Source organism: Microbacterium sp. ProA8 (assembly GCF_039905635.1).
Lineage (GTDB): Bacteria > Actinomycetota > Actinomycetes > Actinomycetales > Microbacteriaceae > Microbacterium > Microbacterium chionoecetis.
The window spans coordinates 469,543-490,272 of record NZ_CP157000.1 but is presented as its reverse complement, the minus strand read 5'-3'; the positions used below and the strand labels follow the sequence as shown (position 1 = coordinate 490,272).

At 68.9% G+C, this 20,730-nt stretch carries 23 protein-coding genes; 16 read left to right on the top strand and 7 right to left on the bottom strand.

The window, feature by feature from the left end:
- The first annotated feature begins 160 nt into the window (after nt 1-160).
- On the top strand, nt 161-1,435 hold the full coding sequence (locus ABG085_RS02215) for a hypothetical protein (RefSeq protein WP_347977816.1): 1,275 nt from the start codon (nt 161-163) through the stop codon (nt 1,433-1,435).
- A 139-nt stretch (nt 1,436-1,574) separates the two neighbouring features.
- Nucleotides 1,575-1,988 carry a CBS domain-containing protein gene (locus ABG085_RS02210; RefSeq protein ID WP_347977815.1) on the top strand — a complete coding sequence of 138 codons (414 nt, stop codon included), beginning with the start codon at nt 1,575-1,577 and terminating at the stop codon, nt 1,986-1,988.
- Between the two features lie 10 nt (nt 1,989-1,998).
- Here ABG085_RS02210 and ABG085_RS02205 read toward each other — a convergent pair whose 3' ends face one another.
- From ABG085_RS02205 to ABG085_RS02195, 3 genes are all read right to left on the bottom strand, one after another.
- A complete protein-coding gene (locus ABG085_RS02205; protein ID WP_347977814.1) occupies nt 1,999-2,358 on the bottom strand; it encodes a hypothetical protein in 360 nt (119 codons plus the stop codon).
- 76 nt (nt 2,359-2,434) lie between these two features.
- Nucleotides 2,435-3,178, bottom strand: a complete 744-nt coding sequence (locus tag ABG085_RS02200) for a GAF and ANTAR domain-containing protein (protein ID WP_347977813.1) — start codon at nt 3,176-3,178, stop codon at nt 2,435-2,437.
- The gene (locus tag ABG085_RS02195) at nt 3,175-3,879 is read right to left on the bottom strand and encodes a GAF and ANTAR domain-containing protein (protein ID WP_347977812.1); all 705 of its coding nucleotides are present in this window, start codon (nt 3,877-3,879) and stop codon (nt 3,175-3,177) included. Before ABG085_RS02195 ends, ABG085_RS02200 begins: the two co-directional genes overlap by 4 nt.
- A 166-nt stretch (nt 3,880-4,045) precedes the next feature.
- Here ABG085_RS02195 and ABG085_RS02190 point away from each other — a divergent pair, with 166 nt between their 5' ends.
- The 6 genes from ABG085_RS02190 (at nt 4,046) to ABG085_RS02165 (ending at nt 7,355) form a co-directional block, all read left to right on the top strand.
- Entirely contained in the window at nt 4,046-4,378 is a 333-nt protein-coding gene (locus tag ABG085_RS02190; RefSeq protein ID WP_347979262.1) for an ATP-dependent DNA ligase, read from the top strand.
- Nucleotides 4,379-4,492: 114 nt separating this feature from the next.
- On the top strand, nt 4,493-4,939 hold the full coding sequence (locus ABG085_RS02185) for a DUF6098 family protein (protein ID WP_347977811.1): 447 nt from the start codon (nt 4,493-4,495) through the stop codon (nt 4,937-4,939).
- A 79-nt stretch (nt 4,940-5,018) separates the two neighbouring features.
- Nucleotides 5,019-5,984: a TIGR03885 family FMN-dependent LLM class oxidoreductase gene (locus tag ABG085_RS02180; protein ID WP_347977810.1), complete on the top strand. Its 966-nt coding sequence runs from the start codon at nt 5,019-5,021 to the stop codon at nt 5,982-5,984.
- Between the two features lie 89 nt (nt 5,985-6,073).
- Nucleotides 6,074-6,199, top strand: coding sequence for a hypothetical protein (locus ABG085_RS02175; RefSeq protein ID WP_347977809.1), 126 nt, complete (start codon nt 6,074-6,076; stop codon nt 6,197-6,199).
- Nucleotides 6,200-6,201: 2 nt separating this feature from the next.
- Nucleotides 6,202-6,876 (top strand): DUF6766 family protein, encoded by a 675-nt coding sequence (locus tag ABG085_RS02170; protein ID WP_347977808.1) that lies wholly within the window; start codon nt 6,202-6,204, stop codon nt 6,874-6,876.
- A 137-nt stretch (nt 6,877-7,013) separates the two neighbouring features.
- On the top strand, nt 7,014-7,355 hold the full coding sequence (locus ABG085_RS02165) for a hypothetical protein (protein WP_347977807.1): 342 nt from the start codon (nt 7,014-7,016) through the stop codon (nt 7,353-7,355).
- Nucleotides 7,356-7,361: 6 nt separating this feature from the next.
- Here the strand turns inward: ABG085_RS02165 and ABG085_RS02160 are convergent, their stop codons facing one another.
- Nucleotides 7,362-7,874 (bottom strand): DUF1990 family protein, encoded by a 513-nt coding sequence (locus tag ABG085_RS02160; RefSeq protein ID WP_347977806.1) that lies wholly within the window; start codon nt 7,872-7,874, stop codon nt 7,362-7,364.
- Nucleotides 7,875-8,048: 174 nt separating this feature from the next.
- On the opposite strand from ABG085_RS02160, the gene ABG085_RS02155 reads away from it, so the two are divergent.
- From ABG085_RS02155 to ABG085_RS02125, 7 genes are all read left to right on the top strand, one after another.
- On the top strand, nt 8,049-11,114 hold the full coding sequence (locus tag ABG085_RS02155) for a glycoside hydrolase family 38 C-terminal domain-containing protein (protein WP_347977805.1): 3,066 nt from the start codon (nt 8,049-8,051) through the stop codon (nt 11,112-11,114).
- Between the two features lie 111 nt (nt 11,115-11,225).
- On the top strand, nt 11,226-11,780 hold the full coding sequence (locus tag ABG085_RS02150; RefSeq protein ID WP_347977804.1) for an N-acetyltransferase: 555 nt from the start codon (nt 11,226-11,228) through the stop codon (nt 11,778-11,780).
- Between the two features lie 70 nt (nt 11,781-11,850).
- Nucleotides 11,851-12,441, top strand: a complete 591-nt coding sequence (locus ABG085_RS02145; RefSeq protein ID WP_347977803.1) for a TetR/AcrR family transcriptional regulator — start codon at nt 11,851-11,853, stop codon at nt 12,439-12,441.
- A gap of 126 nt (nt 12,442-12,567) precedes the next feature.
- Nucleotides 12,568-13,923 carry a hypothetical protein gene (locus ABG085_RS02140; protein WP_347977802.1) on the top strand — a complete coding sequence of 452 codons (1,356 nt, stop codon included), beginning with the start codon at nt 12,568-12,570 and terminating at the stop codon, nt 13,921-13,923.
- A 93-nt stretch (nt 13,924-14,016) separates the two neighbouring features.
- Complete coding sequence (locus ABG085_RS02135) at nt 14,017-15,513, top strand: alanine/glycine:cation symporter family protein (protein ID WP_347977801.1); 1,497 nt, start codon at nt 14,017-14,019, stop codon at nt 15,511-15,513.
- Between the two features lie 47 nt (nt 15,514-15,560).
- Entirely contained in the window at nt 15,561-16,937 is a 1,377-nt protein-coding gene (locus ABG085_RS02130; RefSeq protein WP_347977800.1) for a potassium transporter TrkG, read from the top strand.
- Complete coding sequence (locus ABG085_RS02125) at nt 16,930-17,628, top strand: TrkA family potassium uptake protein (RefSeq protein WP_347977799.1); 699 nt, start codon at nt 16,930-16,932, stop codon at nt 17,626-17,628. Before ABG085_RS02130 ends, ABG085_RS02125 begins: the two co-directional genes overlap by 8 nt.
- A 15-nt stretch (nt 17,629-17,643) precedes the next feature.
- On the opposite strand, the gene ABG085_RS02120 is transcribed toward ABG085_RS02125, so the two are convergent.
- Genes ABG085_RS02120 through ABG085_RS02110 form a run of 3 tightly spaced genes read right to left on the bottom strand, consistent with a single transcriptional unit; the run spans nt 17,644 to nt 19,827 of the window.
- Nucleotides 17,644-18,864, bottom strand: coding sequence for a DUF6596 domain-containing protein (locus ABG085_RS02120; RefSeq protein ID WP_347977798.1), 1,221 nt, complete (start codon nt 18,862-18,864; stop codon nt 17,644-17,646).
- Complete coding sequence (locus tag ABG085_RS02115) at nt 18,861-19,190, bottom strand: YciI family protein (RefSeq protein WP_347977797.1); 330 nt, start codon at nt 19,188-19,190, stop codon at nt 18,861-18,863. The genes ABG085_RS02120 and ABG085_RS02115 overlap by 4 nt, the downstream gene beginning before the upstream one ends.
- Before the next feature lie 37 nt (nt 19,191-19,227).
- Nucleotides 19,228-19,827: a dihydrofolate reductase family protein gene (locus ABG085_RS02110; RefSeq protein WP_347977796.1), complete on the bottom strand. Its 600-nt coding sequence runs from the start codon at nt 19,825-19,827 to the stop codon at nt 19,228-19,230.
- A 234-nt stretch (nt 19,828-20,061) separates the two neighbouring features.
- Here ABG085_RS02110 and ABG085_RS02105 point away from each other — a divergent pair, with 234 nt between their 5' ends.
- Nucleotides 20,062-20,721 (top strand): helix-turn-helix domain-containing protein, encoded by a 660-nt coding sequence (locus ABG085_RS02105; RefSeq protein ID WP_347977795.1) that lies wholly within the window; start codon nt 20,062-20,064, stop codon nt 20,719-20,721.
- Nucleotides 20,722-20,730: the final 9 nt, after the last annotated feature.

Below are 20,730 nucleotides of genomic sequence, written 5' to 3'. Positions count from 1 at the left end.
CTCTGGGGGCTCGTCTGACAGTGGCGTCGGCCCCGTCGGACGGGCGGCCGACGGTGTCGGCGCACACACGGCGGCACGTCGACGGCCATCTGCGCCCGAGGGGCATCGACGGCGTCGCCGATGGATCGCACCGGCGCTGCTCGCGGCTGTCCTCGGCACCGTGGCGGTCACGTCTTTCCCCGCCGCAGCCGCCGGCTCGACCGCGGCGGCGCGGGTGCATGCGGTAGCGGAGCCGTCGCCTTCGCCGTCCTCCACGGGCGGCAATCAGGCCGACGCGATGGCGGTCGTCGCCGCCTACGAGACGGCCTTCGCCGAGGAGGATTGCGACCTGTTCGTCGCGGTGACGACGACCGAGTTCCGCGCAGGCATCGGCCTGCCGGACTGCGACGTCTTCGTCCAGTCGGCCAGCGGCCGCGCGCAGGTGCTGGAATCGCTCGAGGTGACGCCGATCTCGGCGGCCGGCACCGGCCGTGGCACGATCGCCGCTCTCGCTCACATGGAGGCTCGAAGCTACATCGACGAGAACGGTGAGTCGGTGGCCACCCCGGTGTCCGTCGAAGTCGACTATCGGTATCACCTCGTCCGCGCGGATGGCACCTGGAAGCTCGAGAGTGTGCACGATGTCACCGGCGGTCGCACCGAGGGGCAGCTGACGGCCGCCGAGGACCAGGCGGTCGCCGAGACCATGGCCGACTGGCGGGCCGCTTACTCCGCGGGCGACTGCGCCGCACTGGAGGCGTCGACGACAGCGGGCTTCCGCGAGTCCATGGCATGGCCGGACTGCCCCAGCTTCCAGCAGCACATCAGCGATCAGAACGCGTACTGCCCGATGGACGTGCACCCCGAAGACATGCGGTTCCGCACCCTCGTCGACGCGCACGTCGGCGAGATCATCGTCGACGTCGTCGAGGTGTGCACGCTCGACGTCGACGAATTCGGCGAGCCGATCGATCCGCCGTACGAGACCGGCGCGCCGTACCGCTATCACCTCGTCGAGGCGGACGGAGAGTGGAGGATCGCCGAAGGGGAGAACGGGGCGGCGTCCGAGGACGAACCGGCGAACACGAATGAACGCGCGGCGATCGAGGCCATGCGCGCGTACAACGACGCCTGGTTGGAGGGCGACTGCGACGCCTACCTGGCGACCACCACCCCCTCGTTCCGCAGCGCGATGGACGCGAGCGGGTGTGCGGCGTTCGGACCGGCATCCCGGTCCTACAGCGCTGCCGTCGCCGACTTCGCCTTCACGCCGACCGACATCGAGCGTCGCTCGTCCGAGACCTTCGAGATCAAGTCGCACGAGACGTACGACTCGCTCACGGATGCGAACGGTGTGCCGGTGGATCCGCCCTTCCTCGTCGACGAGTACTGGGTGTACACCCTCGTCCTCGTCGACGGCACCTGGCTGATCACCGACGTCGTCATCCTGCTCTGAGATCCGCCGTCGGGCAGGCTCCGGCATTGCGTCATCGCCGTGGGCATCGATCCGAACCGCACGGCAAGTTCCTGTCAAGCCCCTCCGCAGCGGATCCGGCGCGCGCCTACTGTCGCTGAATCAGTGAAAGGAGAAGGACATGACTGTTGCCAGGGACATCATGACCCCCGACGCCCGGTGCGTGGGAGAGAACGAGACCCTCGTGGACGCCGCGCGCCTGATGGCGTCGTTGGACGTCGGTGCACTGCCGATCTGCGGTGACGACAAGCGGCTGAAGGGCATGCTCACCGATCGCGACATCGTCGTGAAATGCATCGCGGAGGGCGGCGACCCCTCGAGCACCACCGCGGGCTCGCTCGGCGAGGGCAAGCCCGTCACGATCGGCGCGGACGACGACATCCAGGAGGCCCTCGAGACGATGAAGCGGCACCAGGTCCGCCGGCTGCCCGTCATCGACGGCCACGATCTCGTCGGGATCATCAGCCAGGCCGACATCGCGCTCGCTCTCGCCCCGGCAGAGACAGGCGAGACCGTCGCCGAGATCTCGGAGTGACGCGGCGGCGTCAGAAGATGCCGTCGTAGCCCTGAGTGATGCCGTCGTATCCCTGCGTGTGACCGACCTCGTCGCGTGACATCGGCGTGTCGCCGTTCGGCACGATGCGGTGCGCCCGTGCGACGAGGGCCTGGACGGCGCCGTGATCGACGAGCTCGTCGGTGACATCCGATCGGGTCTCGGCGTTCACGTGCGTCTGCCAGCCGATCGTCAGGAGCGCCTGCTCGACGCCCCCGTGCGTCGCCCGGTAGGGGATCTCCACCACGTCGACCCGCTGTTCGTTCGACAGCGCGACCCCGAGGCGCACCACGGCATCGGCGATCCGGTCGCCGGTCAGATACGCGCCCGTCCCGTTCGTCAGCAATTTCATCAGTGCACCCGGCCTTCCTAGAGAACGCCAGGGTCTGGGGCGCGCGCGGCCAGTATACGCTCCGGGTTTTGAGCTGTCAGCCCGGGAAATGGTCGGTGGCCGGCTCGTCGATGCGCAGCTCGCGATTGACGAGCCGAGCTGCGACGGCGCTCAACGGCAGCTGGTGGCGGCGTGCGTATGCGCGGATGATCTGGAAGGCATCGTCGATGGGAACGCCGTTCGTGAAGGCGACCACGCCCTTCGCCTGCTCGATGGTGACCCGCGACTGCAGCGCCTGCTGCAGCTGCCGCGCCAGCAGCTCCGACTCCCGCAGCGTGCGCTCGTGCAGGATGCCGATCGTCGCGACATCTGCGAAGGCCCGCGCTGCGGTCACGTCGAACTCGTCGGGCGGCCCCTCCTTCTCGCGCAGAAGGTTGAGCGCTCCGATCGTGGTGTCGCGGAGGCGAAGGGGCACCGCATCCGTCGCGCCGAATCCGTGGGCGGTCGCGCTGTCGCGGAAGGCGCCCCACTCCTCGGGAACGGAGGCGATCGACGCCACAGACACGAAGGCGCCCCGGCGGTAGCACTCGATGCAGGGGCCCGCCTGCGCACCGAGCTGCATCAGCTCGACGAGGCGGCTCGCCTCACTGGTCGAGGCGACGACCTGCAGCTCGCCTTCGTCGTCGGCGAGGAGGATGCCGGCGGCCGAGATCCCCAGCACGTCGTGGCACGCGTCCACGAGCGACTGGAGCAGGTCGACCACGTCGTAGTCGTCCACCATGGTGTCCGCCAGCATGGCGAAGGTCTGGAGGAGGCGGCTGTCGCGCGAGGTCTTCGTCATGACTCGACCTCGATCCTGTCGTTCTGCCGGGTGAACCGGAGCCTTCCCGCCACGACGTCCTCCGCGACATCCGTCATCGTCCTGCCCGTCGCGAAGGCCTGCCCCTGGATGACGAGCTGGGCGTCCTCGGGTGACAGCTCGAGCTGGGCGAGGACGACGCCCGTGGCCTGATGCACGACGCGCCGCGAGAGCGGCTGCTGCAGGTTCTCTTCACGGGCGTGCTCTTCGAGCGCCAGCCGCAGTACGTGCCGGCTGATCACGTAGGCCAGTGCCGAGGCCTGGTGCTCGTGGTCGGGGTTGAGAGCGGTGGGCTCGCGCGAGTACAGGTCGACCGCGCCGATGCGCAGCGCGCCGACGACCAGGGGGAACGCGAACAGCGAGCTGACCTCCTCGCCTTCGAGAGCGCCGACGAAGGCCGGCCATCGCCGGCGACCCGCGACGCGGAGGGATGGCTCCGCCACCGGACGCGCGCTGCGCAGTGCGTCCCAGCACGGGCCCTCACCGAGGTCGAACTGCAGCTCATCGAGCCGCGCGGCCCGGCCATCGGTCGCCGACAGCGTCTCGCTTCCGAAGACGTCACCGAGAGTCGACACGGCAGCCCCGGTGATCGGCAGGAGCTCGACGAACGGGCTGCTGAATTCCTCCGGTCGACCGCCGGATTGCTCGAGGTGCGCCAGCGCGGCGGCGAAGTTGCTGCTCATCATTCTCCTTTCCCCACGTTACCCGCGGGGGGGCCGCCTGCCCAGCGATCAGCGCGAGGGGGCGCGAAGAAGCACCGATCGGGTGCATTCTGGCCTCGAGCGCATGGAGGTCGGCAGGAGACTCGCACCCCGGCTCGTCGCTCTGATCCCGGCATCCGGAGGTCTCATGGGCAAGTTCATCTACGAGGGCGCGATCAAGGTCGACTTCGACGACCGCGTCCTGGCTCACCTCATGGTGGTCATCAGCGCGAAGCTCCGTCGCGGCGAGTCCTTCTCGTTCAGCTGGAAGGACGACCCCGGCGTCGGCAACGGGCGCACGACGGTCTGGGTGCACTCGCATGCCTCACTCGTCTACAAGTTCTACGGCAGCCGGCAGCCGCCGATCAACCGCGCCTGGGTCGAGGCGCTCATCTACACCGCCAACGCGGTCACGGGTCTGCACATCGTGCCCGAGCCGCCGGAGCACACCGAGGAGACCCACCCCCACCACGAGCTGTGACGGCGTCCCCTCTGGAAAGCGCGGTCTCTCCGCGACCGGGCGGGCTGCGAGAGGACTGTCGGCACCCGAGTCAAGGGGCATGACCGCTCGGGGCCGCCTGCGCACACTGAACCCATGAGCGCCCCCCTGCTGAGCACCACCGAGATGCGCATCGGCACCGTATCGACGCTGGAGGAGCTCGCGAGAGTCGTTCAGGACAGCGGTCGCGCCTATGTGCGTTACAGCGAGGGTCCCGAGAACGACCAGGACACCAGCGTCGATACGGAGAGCGGCCTCGCCCTGCCCGGCCTGTCGGTCAATCCCCTGCATGCCGAGACGTGGTGGTCGCGTCCGTTCGAGGACTGGCTCGCCCGGCAGGTGTGTCAGTATCGCGACCTGCAGGAGAAGAACCCCGAGCGCTATCCGTGGGTGCTCCTGGGACGCGAGGTCGGCCGAGGGCCCGACTGCGAGCCGCTGCTGCGCGACGTGGTGCCGCTCGCGCGGCTCGACGACCGGCTGCTCTCGGAGGCGGCGCACCGCTACGAGACCCGGTTCGACGCCGGGAAGGGGCCGGAGGACTGAGGTGACGGGGCGTTAGCACGCGTGCCGATGGGGTGCAATGGCGTGGGCGAGTCCTCCCCCGCCCGGCACGCTGGAGGGCATGGTCTTTCTCGGATATCACGCGTCCCACGAGCAACTCCCGCCCTCGCGCCTGCTCGCCGCCGTCCAGGAGGCGGAGCGGGCGGGGTTCGACGGGGCGATGTGCTCAGATCACCTCGCCCCGTGGGGGCTGGCGCAGGGAGAGTCGGGTTTCGCCTGGAGCTGGCTGGGCGCGGCCCTCGCCACGACGTCGTTCCCGATGGGCATGGTGTCGGCCCCCGGGCAGCGGTATCACCCGGTGATCGCCGCCCAGGCGCTGGCGACGCTCGCCGAGATGTTCGAGGGGCGCTTCTGGTGCGCCCTCGGCTCGGGCGAGGCCCTCAACGAGCACGTCACCGGCGATGCCTGGCCCGAGAAGCCCGAGCGGCAGGAGCGTCTGGTGCAGGCCGCCGACGTCATGCGCCGACTCATCGCAGGCGAACGCGTGACGCACGACGGGGCGTTCCAGGTGCATGACGCCCGGGTCTGGAGCAGGCCGCAGCATCCGGCGCCACTGCGAGCCGCCGCCGCATCGGCCGAGACGGCGGAGTGGGCCGCCTCGTGGGCCGACGGCGTCGTGACGGTCGGTCACGACGTCGAGTCGGTCGGGCGCATCCTGTCGGCGTACCGGGATGCCGGCGGCACGGGTCCGTGCGCCGTCCAGGTGCACGTGAGCCTCGCCGACTCCCACTCCGAAGCCCTGCGGACGGCAGGCGACCAATGGCGCCAGGCGACCGTCGACCCCGCTCTGATGTGGGAGCTCATGCAGCCGGAGGACTTCGACCGGCTCGCCGACCCCGACGACACCGCAGCGCTCGAGCGCGGCATCCTCATCTCCGCCGATGAGCGCGATGTCGCCGAACGCCTCGGCGCGCTGGTCGCCGCCGGCGCCGACGAGCTCTTCCTCCACCCCGTCTCGAAGGACCAGAGTTCCTTCCTGGAGCGGGCGCGAGAGGGGCTCCTGGACTCGATCAGGGAGCGCGCGTGAAGCTCGCCGACGCGAATGACACCGGTGTCAATCCCCTCCCGTGACCGGGCGCTCGAGGGGAACATGTCGGTCGAAGAAGGGAGGACGCTGTGCCCGATTTCACCCCCGAGGAGGCAGGCCCGCGCCGCGGCGAAGCCGTGGTGTTCTGGTCGTGGATCACGCTCCTGGGCGTGGGCCTCGCCTACATGATCACCATTCCCCTGATGGGACAGTAGCCATGAGACAGCTTCGCGACAACGCGCTCAGCCTCCTGTTCGGCGGGCTGTTCCTGCTGGCGCTCGTCGGTCAGTCGGTGGCGGGCTGGCTGGAGAACAACGAGCGGCTGGAGCAGCACGGCATGCCGGCCGAGGCATTCGGCTCCTTCTTGACGTCATCGGAGTTCGTCGTCGACGTCGCGGAGAACTGGCAGTCGGAGTTCCTGCAGTTCTTCCTTTTCATCGCCGCGACGATCTGGTTCGTGCAACGCGGCTCACCCGAGTCGAAGAAGCCCGGCGACGAGGGACCCGGCACCGACGAGGATCAGATGGTCGGCGAGCACGCACGACCGGATTCGCCCTCCTGGGCCCGGGCCCGCGGCATCCGTCAGACGCTCTTCTCGAACTCGCTGCTGCTCGTGATGGGTACGGTGTTCGTCCTGTCGTGGCTGGCGCAGTCGCTGGCGGGCAACGTCGTCATGAACTCCGAGAACGCCGAGCACGGGCAGCCTGCCATTCCGTGGGTGGAATACCTCGGTACACCCGACTTCTGGAACCGCACGCTGCAGAACTGGCAGTCCGAGTTCCTGGCGGTCGGCGCGATGATCGCGCTCTCGATCTTCCTGCGCCAGCGGGGCTCGGGTGAGTCGAAGCCCGTCGGCCTTCCGCACTATGCCAGCGCGACGGAGAGCGAGTAGCCGAAGCCCCTCCTCGCCCGCAGATCGGGCGCGGGCGCGTCGATCCATCCCCCCGGAGCCGACTCGATAGCATGGCGGCGAGTTGGGCGGGATGCCGCGGTCCGCGTGGGATCCCGCATCCGGACGGGAGGCTGCGCGTGGGTGTGATGTTCTACGGAAACATCGGCGAACCGATCAAGATCGAGGATCGGGCGCTCGCTCACCTGACGGTGATCATCGCGACGAAGCTCCGTCGCCACGAGAGCTTCACGCTGTCATGGCAGCACACCGCCGACGATCCCGAAGGCCGGTCGACCATCTGGTTGCACGCGGCCATTCCGATGCGGTTCGTGTTCGACGCTCCGGAGACCCCCGAGCTGAACCGGGAGTGGATCGAGAGGCTGGCCGCGTCGGCCAACAGCAGCGGGGGCATCGCTCTCGTCCCCGACCACGCCACCGGGGCGCTCACCGTCCCGGTGGCGGTGAGCCCGGACGCGTAGCCGTGATCAGCGCGGTGCGCGCAGGCGCAGCGCGCGGAAGTAGCGCCGTCGCGCCACTTGCTGCGCCACCAGCAGCGCAGGGTAGGCGGCCCGCCACCCCCGCTGCGAACCGGCGCGGGTGAGCGAGCGGACCGTCAGGACCACCGCGTCACCCTCGCGGTGGACGATGAACGCCTCCTCGCCGCTGATGGGGTGGCCGGGCAGCGTCCGATACGCGAATCCGACGCGGTCGCTGGTCTCCACGACCTCCACGACCTCGACGGGCTCCCGGACCGAGAGGCCGAACGGGTGCGCCATGATGATGGGCCGGTCTCCCGCGGCGACCCGCTCGCCCGGCGTCACCGTGAAGCCGCTGCGGGTCTTGATCCCCCACTGCAGCAACTCGCGGACCGCCCAACGCCAGACATCGTCACCGCGGCCCAGCTCCGCCGACTTCTCCCAGCGACGGAACCCGGTGCTCGGAGCACGCCACTGCCGATCTGCGGGCCGGGTCAGCGACATCCCTGGGTCTGGGACCATCCACCGATGATCTCACCGTCGGGCACCCGACGGTGAGCCCTTCGGCTGAGTGCGGCGATACGTATCCTTCGGAAGGCTGGCCGACCGGCGCGCAACCGGTCCAGAGTGGTGGAGGTACTCTCGTCGGCGGGCGACCCGGCGCGGAAGCGGCCGCCCCTGCGGTGAGGAGCAAAGGTGCACGACGACCGTTCGCATGTGGAGGCACGTCTGCGAAGGTTCATCCGCGAGCGGCTCGAGCCCGCGGTGCACCCGGACTTCCGCCCGCTGCGAGTGGAGCACTGGTCGGTCCCCGACGAGCCCGTCCCGTTCTCGGAGGCCGTCGATCGTGACTACGAGCCGACCCCGGCGGGCTGGACGTGGGGACGCGCCTGGAGCTCCACCTGGTTCCGGCTCTCGGGCCGGCTGCCCGAGGGGTGGAGCAGGCGGCACACCGAGATCGTCTGCGACCTCGGCTTCACGGCCGATCGCCCGGGCTTCCAGGTCGAGGGACTGGCGTATCGCCCGGACGGCAGCATCCTCAAAGCGGTCTCGCCCCGCAGTCACCACCTGCCGCTGGACGCCGACACAGACACCGATGCCGATGCCGACGCCGCGGATGAGGTGACGTTCTACATCGAGGCCGCCGCCAACCCCGACGTCGCCGGCGAGTGGACGTTCGCGACGACAGACCTGGGCGACAAGCTGACCTCGGGCGAGGACGCGCTGTACAGCCTCGGCGCCATCGGCTTCGCGCAACGGGACGAGACCGTCTGGGAACTGCTGCAGGACATCCACGTCCTCCGCGGTCTGCTGCGCGAAGTGCCGCAGGACTCGCCCCGGCACCACCTCATCGTGCGCGGACTGGAGCGGATGCTCGACACGCTCGACCCCGACGACATCGCAGGCACCGCGACGCGCGCACGCGAGGTCATCGCACCGCTGCTCGCCTCCCCAGCCCACGCCTCCAGCCATCGCCTCGTCGCGGTCGGCCACGCCCACATCGACTCGGCATGGCTGTGGCCGACGCGCGAGACCGTCCGCAAGGTCGCGCGGACCTTCGCCAACGCGCTGGACCTCATGCAGCGGCATCCGGAATTCGTCTTCGCCGCCTCGTCCGCGCAGCAGTACGCATGGCTCGAGCAGCACTACCCCGACCTGTTCGAGCGGGTGCGCGAGCAGGTGCGTGCCGGCAGGTTCGTGCCCGTCGGGGGCATGTGGGTCGAGTCCGACACGAACATGCCCGGCGGCGAGTCGATGATCCGCCAGTTCCTCCACGGCAAGCGGTTCTTCCGCGAGCGATTCGGGATCGAGACCGAGGAGGTCTGGCTTCCCGACTCGTTCGGCTACTCCGCAGCACTGCCGCAGATCGTGCGCGGCACCGGCAGCCGCTGGTTCCTGACGCAGAAGCTCTCATGGAGTCAGGTCAACCGGCTCCCGCACCACACGTTCTGGTGGGAGGGGATCGACGGCACGCGGGTGTTCACGCACCTGCCGCCGGCCGACACGTACAGCTCCGAGCTGAGCCCGGCCGAGCTGCTGCACACCGAGCGGAACTTCCAGGATGCCGGTGCCGCGACGATGTCGCTGGTGCCGTTCGGATTCGGCGACGGGGGCGGCGGTCCGACCCGCGAGATGCTGGCCGCGGCCGACAGGTCGCGCAACCTGGAGGGACTCCCCCGCGTCGAGATCGGCACGCCCAGCCGCTTCTTCACGGATGCCGAGGCCGAGTATCCCGATGCGCCGGTGTGGGCGGGCGAGATGTACCTGGAGCTGCATCGCGGCACCTACACCTCGCAGCTGCGCACCAAGCAGGGCAACCGGCGGAGCGAGCAGTTGCTGCACGAAGCGGAGCTCTGGTCGGCGACGGCCGCGATCCGCACCGGACAGCCGTATCCCTACGACGAGCTGCGGCGCGCGTGGGAGACCGTGCTGCTGCTGCAGTTCCACGACATCCTCCCCGGCAGCTCGATCGCCTGGGTGCACCGCGAGGCCGAGCGCGACCACGCACGGGTCCGTGACGAGCTGACGGCCCTCGTCGACCGGAGCCTGGCGGCACTGGTCGGCGGCGGATCGACGGCGCTTCTCGCCAATCCGATGCCCATGGCGCGCGACGGGGTCGAGGCCTTCGCCGTCGGCACGCCCCACGAGACCGCAGCCCCGGCGACGTGGGAGCGCCGGCAGGACGGCGGTGTGGTGGTCGACAACGGCGTGCTGAAAGCTGTCATCGACGCGCGCGGCCTCGTCGTCTCGCTCGTCGACGCGGCCTCGGGTCGCGAGGCGGTAGCGCCTGGTGGTGCGGCGAACCGGCTGGTGCTGCACCGGGACACACCGAACGAGTGGGATGCCTGGGACATCGACGACCACTATCGACGCAACGCCACTCCACTGGATGTCGGCACCCCCGACGCGCTGGATGTGATCAGCGGTGACGACGGTGCGGTGACGGTCGTCGTCACCCGCTCCTTCGGATCGTCGAGTGTCACGCAGCGGCTCGGCCTCGCACCCGGGTCGCCCGCGCTGGACATCGAGCTGGTCATCGACTGGCACGAGAGCCAGAAGCTGCTGAAGCTGTTCGCCGACATCGACGTTCACGCCGACGTCACAGCGGCCGAGACCCAGTTCGGCCACGTGCACCGCGTCACGCACGAGAACACGTCGTGGGAGGCGGCCCGCTTCGAGTTCTGCGCACACCGGTGGGTGCACGTCGGCGAGCCGGGCTACGGAGTGGCGGTGACCAACGACTCCACCTACGGTCACGACGCCCGCCGGACGGCGCGCGCCGGGGGCGGACGCTCGACCACGCTCGGCATGTCGCTCATCCGTGCACCCCGCTATCCCGACCCGGTGGCCGACCAGGGCATGCACACGCTCCGCGTCTCGCTGCGGCCGAATGCCGGCATCCGGGATGCCGTTGCCGAGGGATACCGACTCAACCGGCCTCTGCGGCACGTGACCGGCGACCACCCGGCAGCCCCGCTGTTCGCGATCCGCAGCGAGACCGTCGTCGCCGAGACGGTCAAGCTGGCCGACGACGAGTCCGGCGATGTCATCCTGCGGCTCTATGAGTCGGCGGGCGGCCGCGGCTCCGTCTCGGTGTCGGCGCTGTTCGACGCGGCGAGCTGCCAGCGCACCGATCTGCTGGAACGACCGGCGGGCGAACAGTGGGACGCGGCATCCGTGACGCTCGAGCTCCGGCCGTTCGAGATCGTCACGCTGCGCTACCGGCGCGCGGGAGGGGATGCCGCCTCATCCGGCCGATGACAGCCCGTGCGGCATTCGGCCAGCTGCTCCTGCGCTTGGACGTCCGCGAGGCTGCTCGCCTCTGTCGCTCATCGAAGCGCGGGCGCCCCCGCACACGGTGATACTGGTTCGATGCACGCTGACGCGACACCCATTCGCTCCGAGCAGCCCGGGGATGTCGAGGCGATCCGCCGGCTTCATCTGTCGGCGTTCGGTGACCACGGACGCGTCGTCAACGCGCTGGTCGACGACCTGCGCTCTACGATCGCCGAGCTCGGGGGATCTTCGTTCGTCGCGGTGGCCCACGACGACGTACGTGGCCATGTGATGGTCACGATGAGCCTCCTCGACACCGCGCGCCGCCTGCTCCCGGCGCCGGTGCTCAGCCCGCTCGCCGTGGCCCCAGAGCATCAGGGAGCCGGCCTCGGCGCCTCTCTCATGCGACATGCTCTCCGCTCGGCGACGGCGGCTGACTGGCCCTTCGTGATCCTCGAAGGCGACCCCCGCTATTACGCCCGCTTCGGCTTCCGCCCGGCAGGTGAACTCGGCTTCCGCAAGCCATCGCTTCGCATTCCGGATGCCGCCTTCCAGGTGGTATGTCTGCCCGACTACGAGCCCTGGATGACCGGCACATTGGTCTACGCCTGGCCCTTCTGGACCCACGACGCCGTAGGGCTTCGCGGCTGACGGCGTGGGCACCCCCGCGTGCCCGGAGGCCGTTGCCTGCCGCCCGAAGGCGACGAACTACGATGACGCCATGTCGACGCGCGGGCCGTATGCCAAGAGTGCAGCGAAACGGGAGCAGATCCTGCGTATCGCGCTGGATCACTTCACGCGTGATGGCTACGATCGCGTGTCGGTGCGGGAGGTCGCCCGCGAAGCGGGAATGACCCAGGCCGGGCTGCTCCACCACTTCGCCACCAAGCGCGATCTCTTCCTCGAGGTCATCAAGTGGCGGCACACAAAGGACGCGGACCGCTTCGAGCCCGGCACGCGGGCGGTCGACGCCCTGATCGACGCCGCGGGCTGGAATTCGCTCGAGCCGGGCCTCGTGAGGCTGTACGTGCTGCTCTCGGCGGAGGGGACCATCGAGCCCGGACCCGGGCATGACTTCTTCACAGAACGGTACGACCGCACGCTCGGCGCTCTCACCGACGACATCACACGCCGGCAGACGGAGGGGTCGGTGCGCACCGACTACGCGGCCTCCGAGCTCGCGTCGCTCCTCGTCGCCGCTGCGGACGGCCTCCAACTGCAGTGGCTGCTGAACCCCGAATCAGTGGACATGCGCGCCCGCCTGCGACGCCTCTGGGAAGGCCTGGCGGCTCCTGCCCAGGAAGTCGTGTAGGAACTCGCCAGGTCGAAGAATGTAGAAAACCTATCGTTGACAGTTTTTCGTTGCTATGGTGCCTTCACCGCGGCTGTCTCGCCGCGCTCCACGGTGATGTGGAACCACTCAACGAAAGAGTCAGACATGAAACGGAGACTCGGCACTTCCGCCGTCGTCGCCGCCGGCGTGGCATTCGCCGCGCTGGCGCCCGCCCCCGCTCAGGCATCGGCCCCGCAGCCGCGGATCATCGATACGACGGTGATCACCGAGGTCACCCCGCTCGGCTACAAGGTGACAGGTCTCGCTCTCGAATACGACGGGGCGATCGACCTCGGCACCGCGGACATCGACGAAACGGCGTTCGCCGTCCGTGTGGCGTTGACGCGACCGGGTGCGTCCCCCCTCGAGGGAGCGCGCACCGTCGTCGACGCGTACGCGAGCGATCGACCTGCCTTCAGTGACGCCCAGCGGGCTGGATCATTCATCATCCTCGAGCTCGACGAGAATGAACCACTCTCGGCGGGTTCGTACAACGAGGGCGGATTCACGCGCCTCTTCGACCTCGTCGGGTCGTATTCCGTCGCGCAGGTCGCCTCCGTCGTCGGCGCGGCGGCAGACACCTCGCACCCGGGCAACGGCGAGAAAGCGCAGAAGCTCAACGGCCACCCCGGACGCACCGTCGTCAACGACGACGTGATCGACCTGATCGTCGACGACTACGCGGCCGGGTCGTACACCGCGCCGTCGGGCGCGACCTTGCCGTACCGGATGTTCACCCCTGCGCTGGACGCGGAGTCGAGCTATCCGCTCGTCGTCACCCTGCACGGCTATGGCGAGAGCGGGTCGGGCAACATCGAGCAGATCGCCGGCAACCAGCTGTCGGTCGCCTTCGCGGACCCGCTCCGGCAGGCGCGCCACGCTGCGTTCGTGCTGTCGCCTCAGGCCGACCCGACCGATCCCAGCAAGGGAGCCTGGTGGTCGCCGAGCATGCAGACCGCCGTCATCGAGCTCGTCGAGAAGACGATCGCCGATAACCCGCGCATCGACCCGTCCCGCGTGTACCTGTCGGGGCTCTCGATGGGCTCGTACGGTTCGTGGGGCATCCTCGGCCAGCGATCCGACCTGTTCGCGGGGGCGCTGCTGGTGTGCGGTGCAGGAAGCGAGGCGGCCGCAGTCGCCAACCTCACGGAATTCCCGATCTGGGCCGTCCACTCCGTGGACGACTCGATCGTCGCATACGACGCCCCCGGTTCCGACTACCGCATCTTCCGGGCTCTGCAGGCAGCGGGAGTGCCGGTCACGTGGAGCGAGTGGTCGGGTCTGCTGCCGGACGCCGAGCAGGAAGCGCTCGCAGCCGCCGCGCTGACGGCCGCTCAAGCCGATGGGAGCGAGCACCTGTTCACGACCTTCTCGGCCGGCACGACGCCGCTGTTCGACCACGGCTCGTGGATCCCGACGTACACCAACGACATCATGATCGACTGGCTGTTCGCGCAGTAGCCAGGCCCACGGCAAGGGGCCCCGCGGTCGCCCGTGCCCCTTGACCGTGTCCAATCCCCTCCCTATCGGCACTCCTTCGCCATACTGGCGACCATGGATGACGTGAACGAGTGGCTGCTGACGTGGGGCGACATTCTCTGGACGTGGGTGGTGCTGCCCGTTGTCGTCCTCCTGGGGCTGTATTTCACCGTGCGCTCGGGAGTGGTCCAGTTCCGGCTGATCCCGGAGATGTTCCGCACGCTCACCGACAAGACCCCGCGGACCGCCACCGGGGAGCCGCAGTCGGTGTCGGCGTTCCAGGCGTTCACCATCTCCGCGGCGTCCCGCGTGGGCGTCGGCAACATCGCCGGCGTGGGAACGGCGATCGCGGTGGGCGGGCCGGGAGCGGTGTTCTGGATGTGGGTCATGGCCTTCATCGGCGGCGCATCCAGCTTCATCGAGTCCTCTCTTGCGCAGCTGTTCAAGGTGCGCGACACCGACAGCTTCCGCGGCGGACCGGCGTACTACATGCAGCGCGGCCTCAAGGCCCGCTGGCTCGGGGTGTGGTTCGCGATCATCCTCATCATCTGCTTCCCATTCGCCTTCAGCTCGTTGCAGGCGAACACGATCTCGGCGACGGTGACTTCCAGCGTCGGCGGCGGTCCAGCGTGGCTCCCGTGGGGCATCGGCATCGGGATCGCCGTCCTCACCGGCCTCGTCGTCTTCGGCGGCGTGCGCCGCATCGCGTCGGTGACGCAGCTGCTCGTGCCGATCATGGCGCTCGCCTATCTGCTGCTGGGCCTGGTCGTCGTCGGCCTTCACGTCGACCGCATCGGCCCGGTGTTCGCCGAGATCTTCACGCAGGCGTGGGGGTTCAACGAGGTCGTGGGCGCGGCATTCGGCTACATCGTGCTGACCGGGGTGAAGCGCGGCATGTTCTCGAACGAGGCCGGGCTCGGCTCGGCACCCAACGCCGGGGCCAGCGCGGCGGTCACCCACCCGGTCAAGCAGGGCCTCGTGCAGACGCTCGGGGTGTACTTCGACACCTTCCTGGTCTGCTCCATCACCGCGTTCATCATCCTCGTCTCGGTGCCTGATCTCGCCGGAGCCGAGCGCGGGATCGGCCTCACGCAAGGCGCTTTGGTCGGCACGCTCGGGGAATGGTCGAACATCGCACTGAGCGTCATCATCTTCCTGTTGGCGTTCTCATCGATCCTCGGCAACTACTACTACGGCGAATCGAACATCGAGTTCATCACCACGCGCCGCTCCGTCCTCACGGCCTACCGCATCCTCGTCGTCGTCGCCGTCCTGGCGGGCTCGGTCGCCGGCGCCGACCTCGTCTGGAACTTCGCGGACGGCGTGATGGGACTCATGGCGTTGACCAACCTCATCGCGATAGGCCTGCTGTCGGGCATCGCGTTCCGCTTGCTGAAGGACTACACCGCGCAGCGTAGAGCCGGCCGGGATCCCGTCTTCACCCGCGCTCTCCTCCCTGATGTGACGGGCATCGAGTGCTGGGAGGACGAACTCAGCGTCACCGGACCGATCGACCTCCAGACCAAGCGCCATCAGGCCGAGAAGCATCGCGACCACCTTCACCAGGACTGAGGCGCTATGCCGGGCCGGTCCCTCGGGCACCGCGCTACAGTTCGGGGGTGAGCAACCGCCTGCACTCCGAGCGTGCACAGCTCTTCCGCGCCAGGCGGCGCCTGCGGCTCCATCCGGCGCAGGCCGTCGTGACGGGGTTCGGCATCGCGGTGGCTGCCGGAACCGTCCTGCTGATGCTGCCGATCTCGAAGGTCGGCCCTGGTGGTGCGAACTTCATCCAGGCGCTCTTCACCTCCACGAGCGCGGTATGCGTCACGGGTCTGACCGTGGTCGACACGCCGACGTTCTGGACGCCCTTCGGGCAGGTCGTGATCCTGCTGCTGATTCAACTGGGCGGCCTGGGGATCATGATCTTCGCGTCGCTCATCGGCCTGGTGCTCGCCCGGAAGCTGTCGGTGCGGGCACGACTCAACACGGCGGCCGAAGCCAAAGCGGTCGGGTTCAACGACGTGCGAGGGCTCGTCCGCGGCATCGTTCTGATCTCGCTCACCATCGAGGCCATCACGTTCGCCATGCTCTTCCTCCGCTTCCTGCTGGGATACGGCTACACCGTCGGCGAAGCGGCGTGGCACGGGACGTTCCATGCCGTGTCGGCCTTCAACAACGCCGGCTTCGCGCTGTACAGCGACAACCTGATCGGGTTCGCGCAGGACCCGTTCATCTGCCTGCCCCTGTGCGGGGCGATCATCCTCGGCGGCCTGGGCTTTCCGGTGATCATGCAGCTGCGCAAGGAGTTCCGTCGCCCGCTGCATTGGTCGATGAACACGAAGCTGGTGCTGTGGGGCACGGCGGTGCTGGTCATCGCCGGGACGGCCTTCATCACCATCCTGGAGTGGAACAACCCTCGAACCTTCGGCGGCATGAATCCCTGGGGCCGCGTGCTGGCGGGCTTCTTCCACTCCGTCCAGACACGGACGGCCGGGTTCAACTCCGTCGACATCGGCGCGATGCACGACGAGACCTGGCTCGGCATGGACGTCCTGATGTTCATCGGCGGCGGCCCCGCCGGCACCGCGGGCGGGATCAAGGTCACGACCTTCGCCGTGCTGTTCTTCATCATGATGACCGAGCTGCGCGGCGAAGGCGCGGTCAACATCTTCGGCAAGCGTCTCTCCCGCGCGGTTCACCGCCAGGCGATCACGGTGGTGCTGATCGCGGTCGCCGCAGTGGTCGTCGGTGCCGCCCTTCTCATGCTCCTGAGCGGCGAGAGCCTCGACCGCGCGCTCTTCGAGACCGTGTCGGCGTTCGCCACCGTGGGACTGTCGACCGGCATCACGGCCGACCTGTCCGCGAGCGCGCAGGTGGTCCTGGTCGTGCTCATGTTCCTCGGCCGGCTGGGCCCGTTGACCCTCGGCTCCGCGATCGCACTGCGCGATCGCCGCATCCTGTACGAGTTCCCGAAGGAGAGGCCCGCCGTTGGCTAGATTCCCGTTTCTCGGCGCCGACACGTCGCGCCGCATCGCCGAAGCAGACTCGGTCGCCGTCATCGGCCTGGGTCGATTCGGCAGCGCTCTCGCCCTCGAGCTCGTGGCCGGAGGCACCGAGGTGCTGGGCATCGATGTCGATGAAGAGCTGGTGCAGTCTCTGAACGGCGAGCTCACGCAGGTCGTCCGCGCCGATTCCACTCGGGGCGAGGTGCTCCAGCAGCTGGCGGTCGACGAGTTCGATCGAGTGGTGGTCGCGATCGGCGGCGACATCTCGGCATCCATCCTCACCTGCTCGGTACTGCTCAGCATGAAGATCCCGGTCATCTGGGCCAAGGCGGTCGACGACCGTCATGGGCTGATCCTCGAGCAGCTCGGTGTGCACCACGTCATCTACCCCGAGAAGGACATGGGGCGCCGAGTCGCACATCTGGTGCGGGGAGCCGCATTGGACTTCATCGAGATCGCACCGGGCTACGCCCTGGTGAAGGCACCCGTGCCGTCGAGCATCCAGGGCACGCCGTTGGGCGAGACCGGGTTGCGCAAGAAGTACGGCGTCACCATCGCCGCGTACCACCATGAGGGCGGGTCGTGGACGAACGCCGACAACACCACCGTCCTGGAGGAGGGCGACATGATGCTCGTCGCGGGACCGACGAGTGAGGCGGAGAGCTTCGCGCAGCTGCGCTGACACCCCGCCGTCCCCTCACTCGCCGGCAGCCGCGTCGCGCTGCCGCGTGAGGTGTGCGACCTCAGCGGTGTTGCCCGCCAACCGGATCGCCGCATCGTAGGCATCGCGCGCTTCCGCGGCGCGGCCGAGTCGGCGCAGCAGCAGTGCGCGTGCCGCGTGATACGGGTGGTACCCCTTCAGCGTGGGAGCGAGCGTGTCGATGAGCGCCAGCCCGGTGGCCGGGCCATCGAGCTCGCCGACCGCGATCGCCCGGTTGAGGCGCACGATCGGCGAGCCATCGAGTCGCAGGAGGTGGTCGTAGAGTGCGACCACCTGCGCCCAGTCCGTCGCGTCCCCGTCGGTGTGCACCGCGTTGATCGCCGCCATCAGCTGGTAGCGGCCGGGCGGCAGGCCCGACGCCAGCCGCTCACGGACCAGGGCGTGCCCCTCGGCGATCAGCTCGGCATCCCACTGTCCGCGGTCCTGTTCTGCCAGCGGAACCAGTTCGCCCGCCGACGACACCCGTGCCGAGCGACGCGCATCGGTGAGCAGCATGAGCGACAGGATGCCGGTCACCTCGCCATCGTCGGGCAACAGTTGGTGCAGCAGCCGCGCGAGCCGGACCGCCTCGCCGGTGAGCTCCTCGCGCACCGGGTCGCTGTCCGCTCCGGACGCCAGATAGCCCTCGTTGTAGATGAGGAACAGCACGGCCAGCACGCCCGCGACCCGGCCGGGAAGATCCTCGGCCTCCGGCATCCGGTAGGGGATGCGGGCCGCCGAGATCTTGGCCTTCGCGCGCGTGATGCGCGCCCCCATCGTCGTGTCCTGCACCAGGAACGCGCGGGCGATCTCGGGAACGCTCAGCCCGCCCACCATGCGTAGCGTGAGCACCACCCGCGCATCCATCGCCAGTGCCGGATGGCAGCAGATGAACATCAGCCGCAGCCGATCGTCGTCGATCGCACCGAGCGGCTCGGGCTCCGCGTCGTACACGAGCTGCGCCTCCCTGTGCTTCTCATCGCGGCCGCTCTCACGGCGCAGTCGGTCGATCGCCTTGCGGGTCGCCGTGGTGGCGAGCCACCCCCCGGGGTTGGGCGGCGTCCCCTCCACCGGCCAGCGCTCTGCGGCGGTGGCGAATGCATCCGCCGCCGCCTCCTCGGCGGTGTCGAGGCTCCCGAATCGTTTTGCGAGGGTCGCGACCACCCGCGCCCACTCGTCGCGGTGGGCGCGGGTCAGGGCATCCTGCGCGTCGGTCACCCGCCGAGGAGAGGACGCACCTCGAGCCGACGGTTGCAGGCCTTCGAGCCCTCGCTCATCAGCTTCAGCGCGACGTCCAGATCGGGGGCGTCGATGATCCAGAAGCCGGCGGCCCACTCCTTCGCCTCGACGAACGGGCCGTCGGTGAACAGCGGCTCGTCGCCGCGACCGTCGATGACGGTGGAGACGGTCGGGTCGGCCAGCCCGGCGGCGAACACCCAGTGGCCGCCCGCGCGGAGCTTGTCGTTGAAGGCGTCGATCGCGACGGCCTCTTCGGCCGTTCCCGAATTGCTGCGACTGTCGATGACGTTGACGAGATACTGCATGGTCGTATCCTTCCTCGCCTGCGCGACGCGGGGTACCCTACTCGGCGTTCCGGCGCTGTGGCCCGACACCCGCCGGGATCTCACCGTGCAGGCGCGGGGCGTAGACGAGCTTCTGCATGCGTCCGTCCAGCACGGTCGACTCGATGAGCTCGAGGTCGAGTTCCGCCCCGCCGTGGAGGAGGGCGGCTCCACCCGCTCGACCGGTGACGGCGGGGAAGATGATGACTTCCAGCCGATCGACGAGGCCGGCGGCGAGAAGGGCGCGGTTCAGCGAGATACTGCCGTGCGAGCGCATCGGCACATCGGTGGTGCGCTTGAGGCGCTCGATGGCGGTGACGGCGTCCTCGTGGAGCACGGTCGAGTTCTGCCACCCGAGCGGCTCCTCGAGCGTGCGCGAGAACACGATCTTCGGCAGCTCATTGAGGCGGTCGTAGTAGGGCTCGTCGTACTCCTTCACGAACGCCCGGAACTCCCGGAACGTCGTCGCGCCGAAGACGAGCACCTGGTCCTGCGCGTAGGTGCGGACGAGGTCGTCGATGAGCTCGGGGCCTTCCTTGCCCCAGTATCCCGGCCAGCCCTCGGCCATGCCGTAGCCGTCGAGCGTGCAGAAGAATCCGATGGTGAAGGTCGTGCTCATGATCGTGAGGCCTTTCTGGTCGCGGAGCGGTGTGCGGCGAGATCGCGATCATCGCGAGCGGTCGGTGCCCGCTGATCCTCGCCTTCACTACCTCTACGGACGGGACGAGCCGGATTCGACAAACTCATCGCTATGTTTCATCCAATGGCACGTGTATTTTGCTAGATAGCAACAACGGCTATGTCCGGGAACATCGCAGCGGCGCACCGCAGGAGTCCCGATCCAGGAGAATCCATGAGCGAACAGTCGACACGCACCGTCGAACGGGCGCTCTCGCTGCTCGCGAACGTGTGCGAGAAGGGCAGCACCACGCTCGCCGACGCGTCGCGCGCGGTCGACCTGGCCCCCAGCACGGCGCTGCGGCTCCTCCGCACGCTCGAGTCGAGCGGCTTCGTCCGCCGCGATGATGAGGGAAGCTATCGCGCCGGCTCGCGGCTGATGCAGCTGGGGGCTCAGGCGCTCGGCCACGAGTCGCTCATCAACGTCTGCCATGACGAGATGATCGGGTTGGAGCAGGCGACCGGCGAGTCCGTCTATCTGAGCGTGGAAGGCCACGCGGCCACCGCGCTCTACCTCAGCATCGTCGAGGGCTCCCACTCCGTCCGGCATGCGAACTGGGTCGGCCGCACCGTCCCCCTACAGGGGTCGGCCGCGGGATTGGTCCTGAGCGGCGAGACACCCGCTGAGGGCTACGTCATCGTCGAGCGTGGCATCGAACGCGACGTGACGGCGATCGCCTCTCCCATCGCCGCGGCCGGTCGTGTCGTCGCCGCGCTCAGCATCCTGGTGCCGAGCTATCGCATGACGCCGATGTCAGCCGAGCAATATGGCGTGCTGCTGGCCGCCGCCGCCCGTCGCCTCTCGGCGGGACTCACCAATGGCACCGCCCTTTAGGGCCGTCTA

What these genes read in the sequence shown, in the direction of transcription:
- ABG085_RS02210 (WP_347977815.1), top strand. Translation starts at nt 1,575, where the DNA reads ATGACTGTTGCCAGGGACATCATGACCCCCGACGCCCGGTGCGTGGGA.
- ABG085_RS02205 (WP_347977814.1), bottom strand. Translation starts at nt 2,358, where the DNA reads ATGAAATTGCTGACGAACGGGACGGGCGCGTATCTGACCGGCGACCGG.
- ABG085_RS02200 (WP_347977813.1), bottom strand. Translation starts at nt 3,178, where the DNA reads ATGACGAAGACCTCGCGCGACAGCCGCCTCCTCCAGACCTTCGCCATG.
- ABG085_RS02195 (WP_347977812.1), bottom strand. Translation starts at nt 3,879, where the DNA reads ATGAGCAGCAACTTCGCCGCCGCGCTGGCGCACCTCGAGCAATCCGGC.
- ABG085_RS02190 (WP_347979262.1), top strand. Translation starts at nt 4,046, where the DNA reads ATGGGCAAGTTCATCTACGAGGGCGCGATCAAGGTCGACTTCGACGAC.
- ABG085_RS02185 (WP_347977811.1), top strand. Translation starts at nt 4,493, where the DNA reads ATGAGCGCCCCCCTGCTGAGCACCACCGAGATGCGCATCGGCACCGTA.
- ABG085_RS02180 (WP_347977810.1), top strand. Translation starts at nt 5,019, where the DNA reads ATGGTCTTTCTCGGATATCACGCGTCCCACGAGCAACTCCCGCCCTCG.
- ABG085_RS02170 (WP_347977808.1), top strand. Translation starts at nt 6,202, where the DNA reads ATGAGACAGCTTCGCGACAACGCGCTCAGCCTCCTGTTCGGCGGGCTG.
- ABG085_RS02160 (WP_347977806.1), bottom strand. Translation starts at nt 7,874, where the DNA reads ATGGTCCCAGACCCAGGGATGTCGCTGACCCGGCCCGCAGATCGGCAG.
- ABG085_RS02150 (WP_347977804.1), top strand. Translation starts at nt 11,226, where the DNA reads ATGCACGCTGACGCGACACCCATTCGCTCCGAGCAGCCCGGGGATGTC.
- ABG085_RS02145 (WP_347977803.1), top strand. Translation starts at nt 11,851, where the DNA reads ATGTCGACGCGCGGGCCGTATGCCAAGAGTGCAGCGAAACGGGAGCAG.
- ABG085_RS02140 (WP_347977802.1), top strand. Translation starts at nt 12,568, where the DNA reads ATGAAACGGAGACTCGGCACTTCCGCCGTCGTCGCCGCCGGCGTGGCA.
- ABG085_RS02135 (WP_347977801.1), top strand. Translation starts at nt 14,017, where the DNA reads ATGGATGACGTGAACGAGTGGCTGCTGACGTGGGGCGACATTCTCTGG.
- ABG085_RS02115 (WP_347977797.1), bottom strand. Translation starts at nt 19,190, where the DNA reads ATGCAGTATCTCGTCAACGTCATCGACAGTCGCAGCAATTCGGGAACG.
- ABG085_RS02110 (WP_347977796.1), bottom strand. Translation starts at nt 19,827, where the DNA reads ATGAGCACGACCTTCACCATCGGATTCTTCTGCACGCTCGACGGCTAC.
- ABG085_RS02105 (WP_347977795.1), top strand. Translation starts at nt 20,062, where the DNA reads ATGAGCGAACAGTCGACACGCACCGTCGAACGGGCGCTCTCGCTGCTC.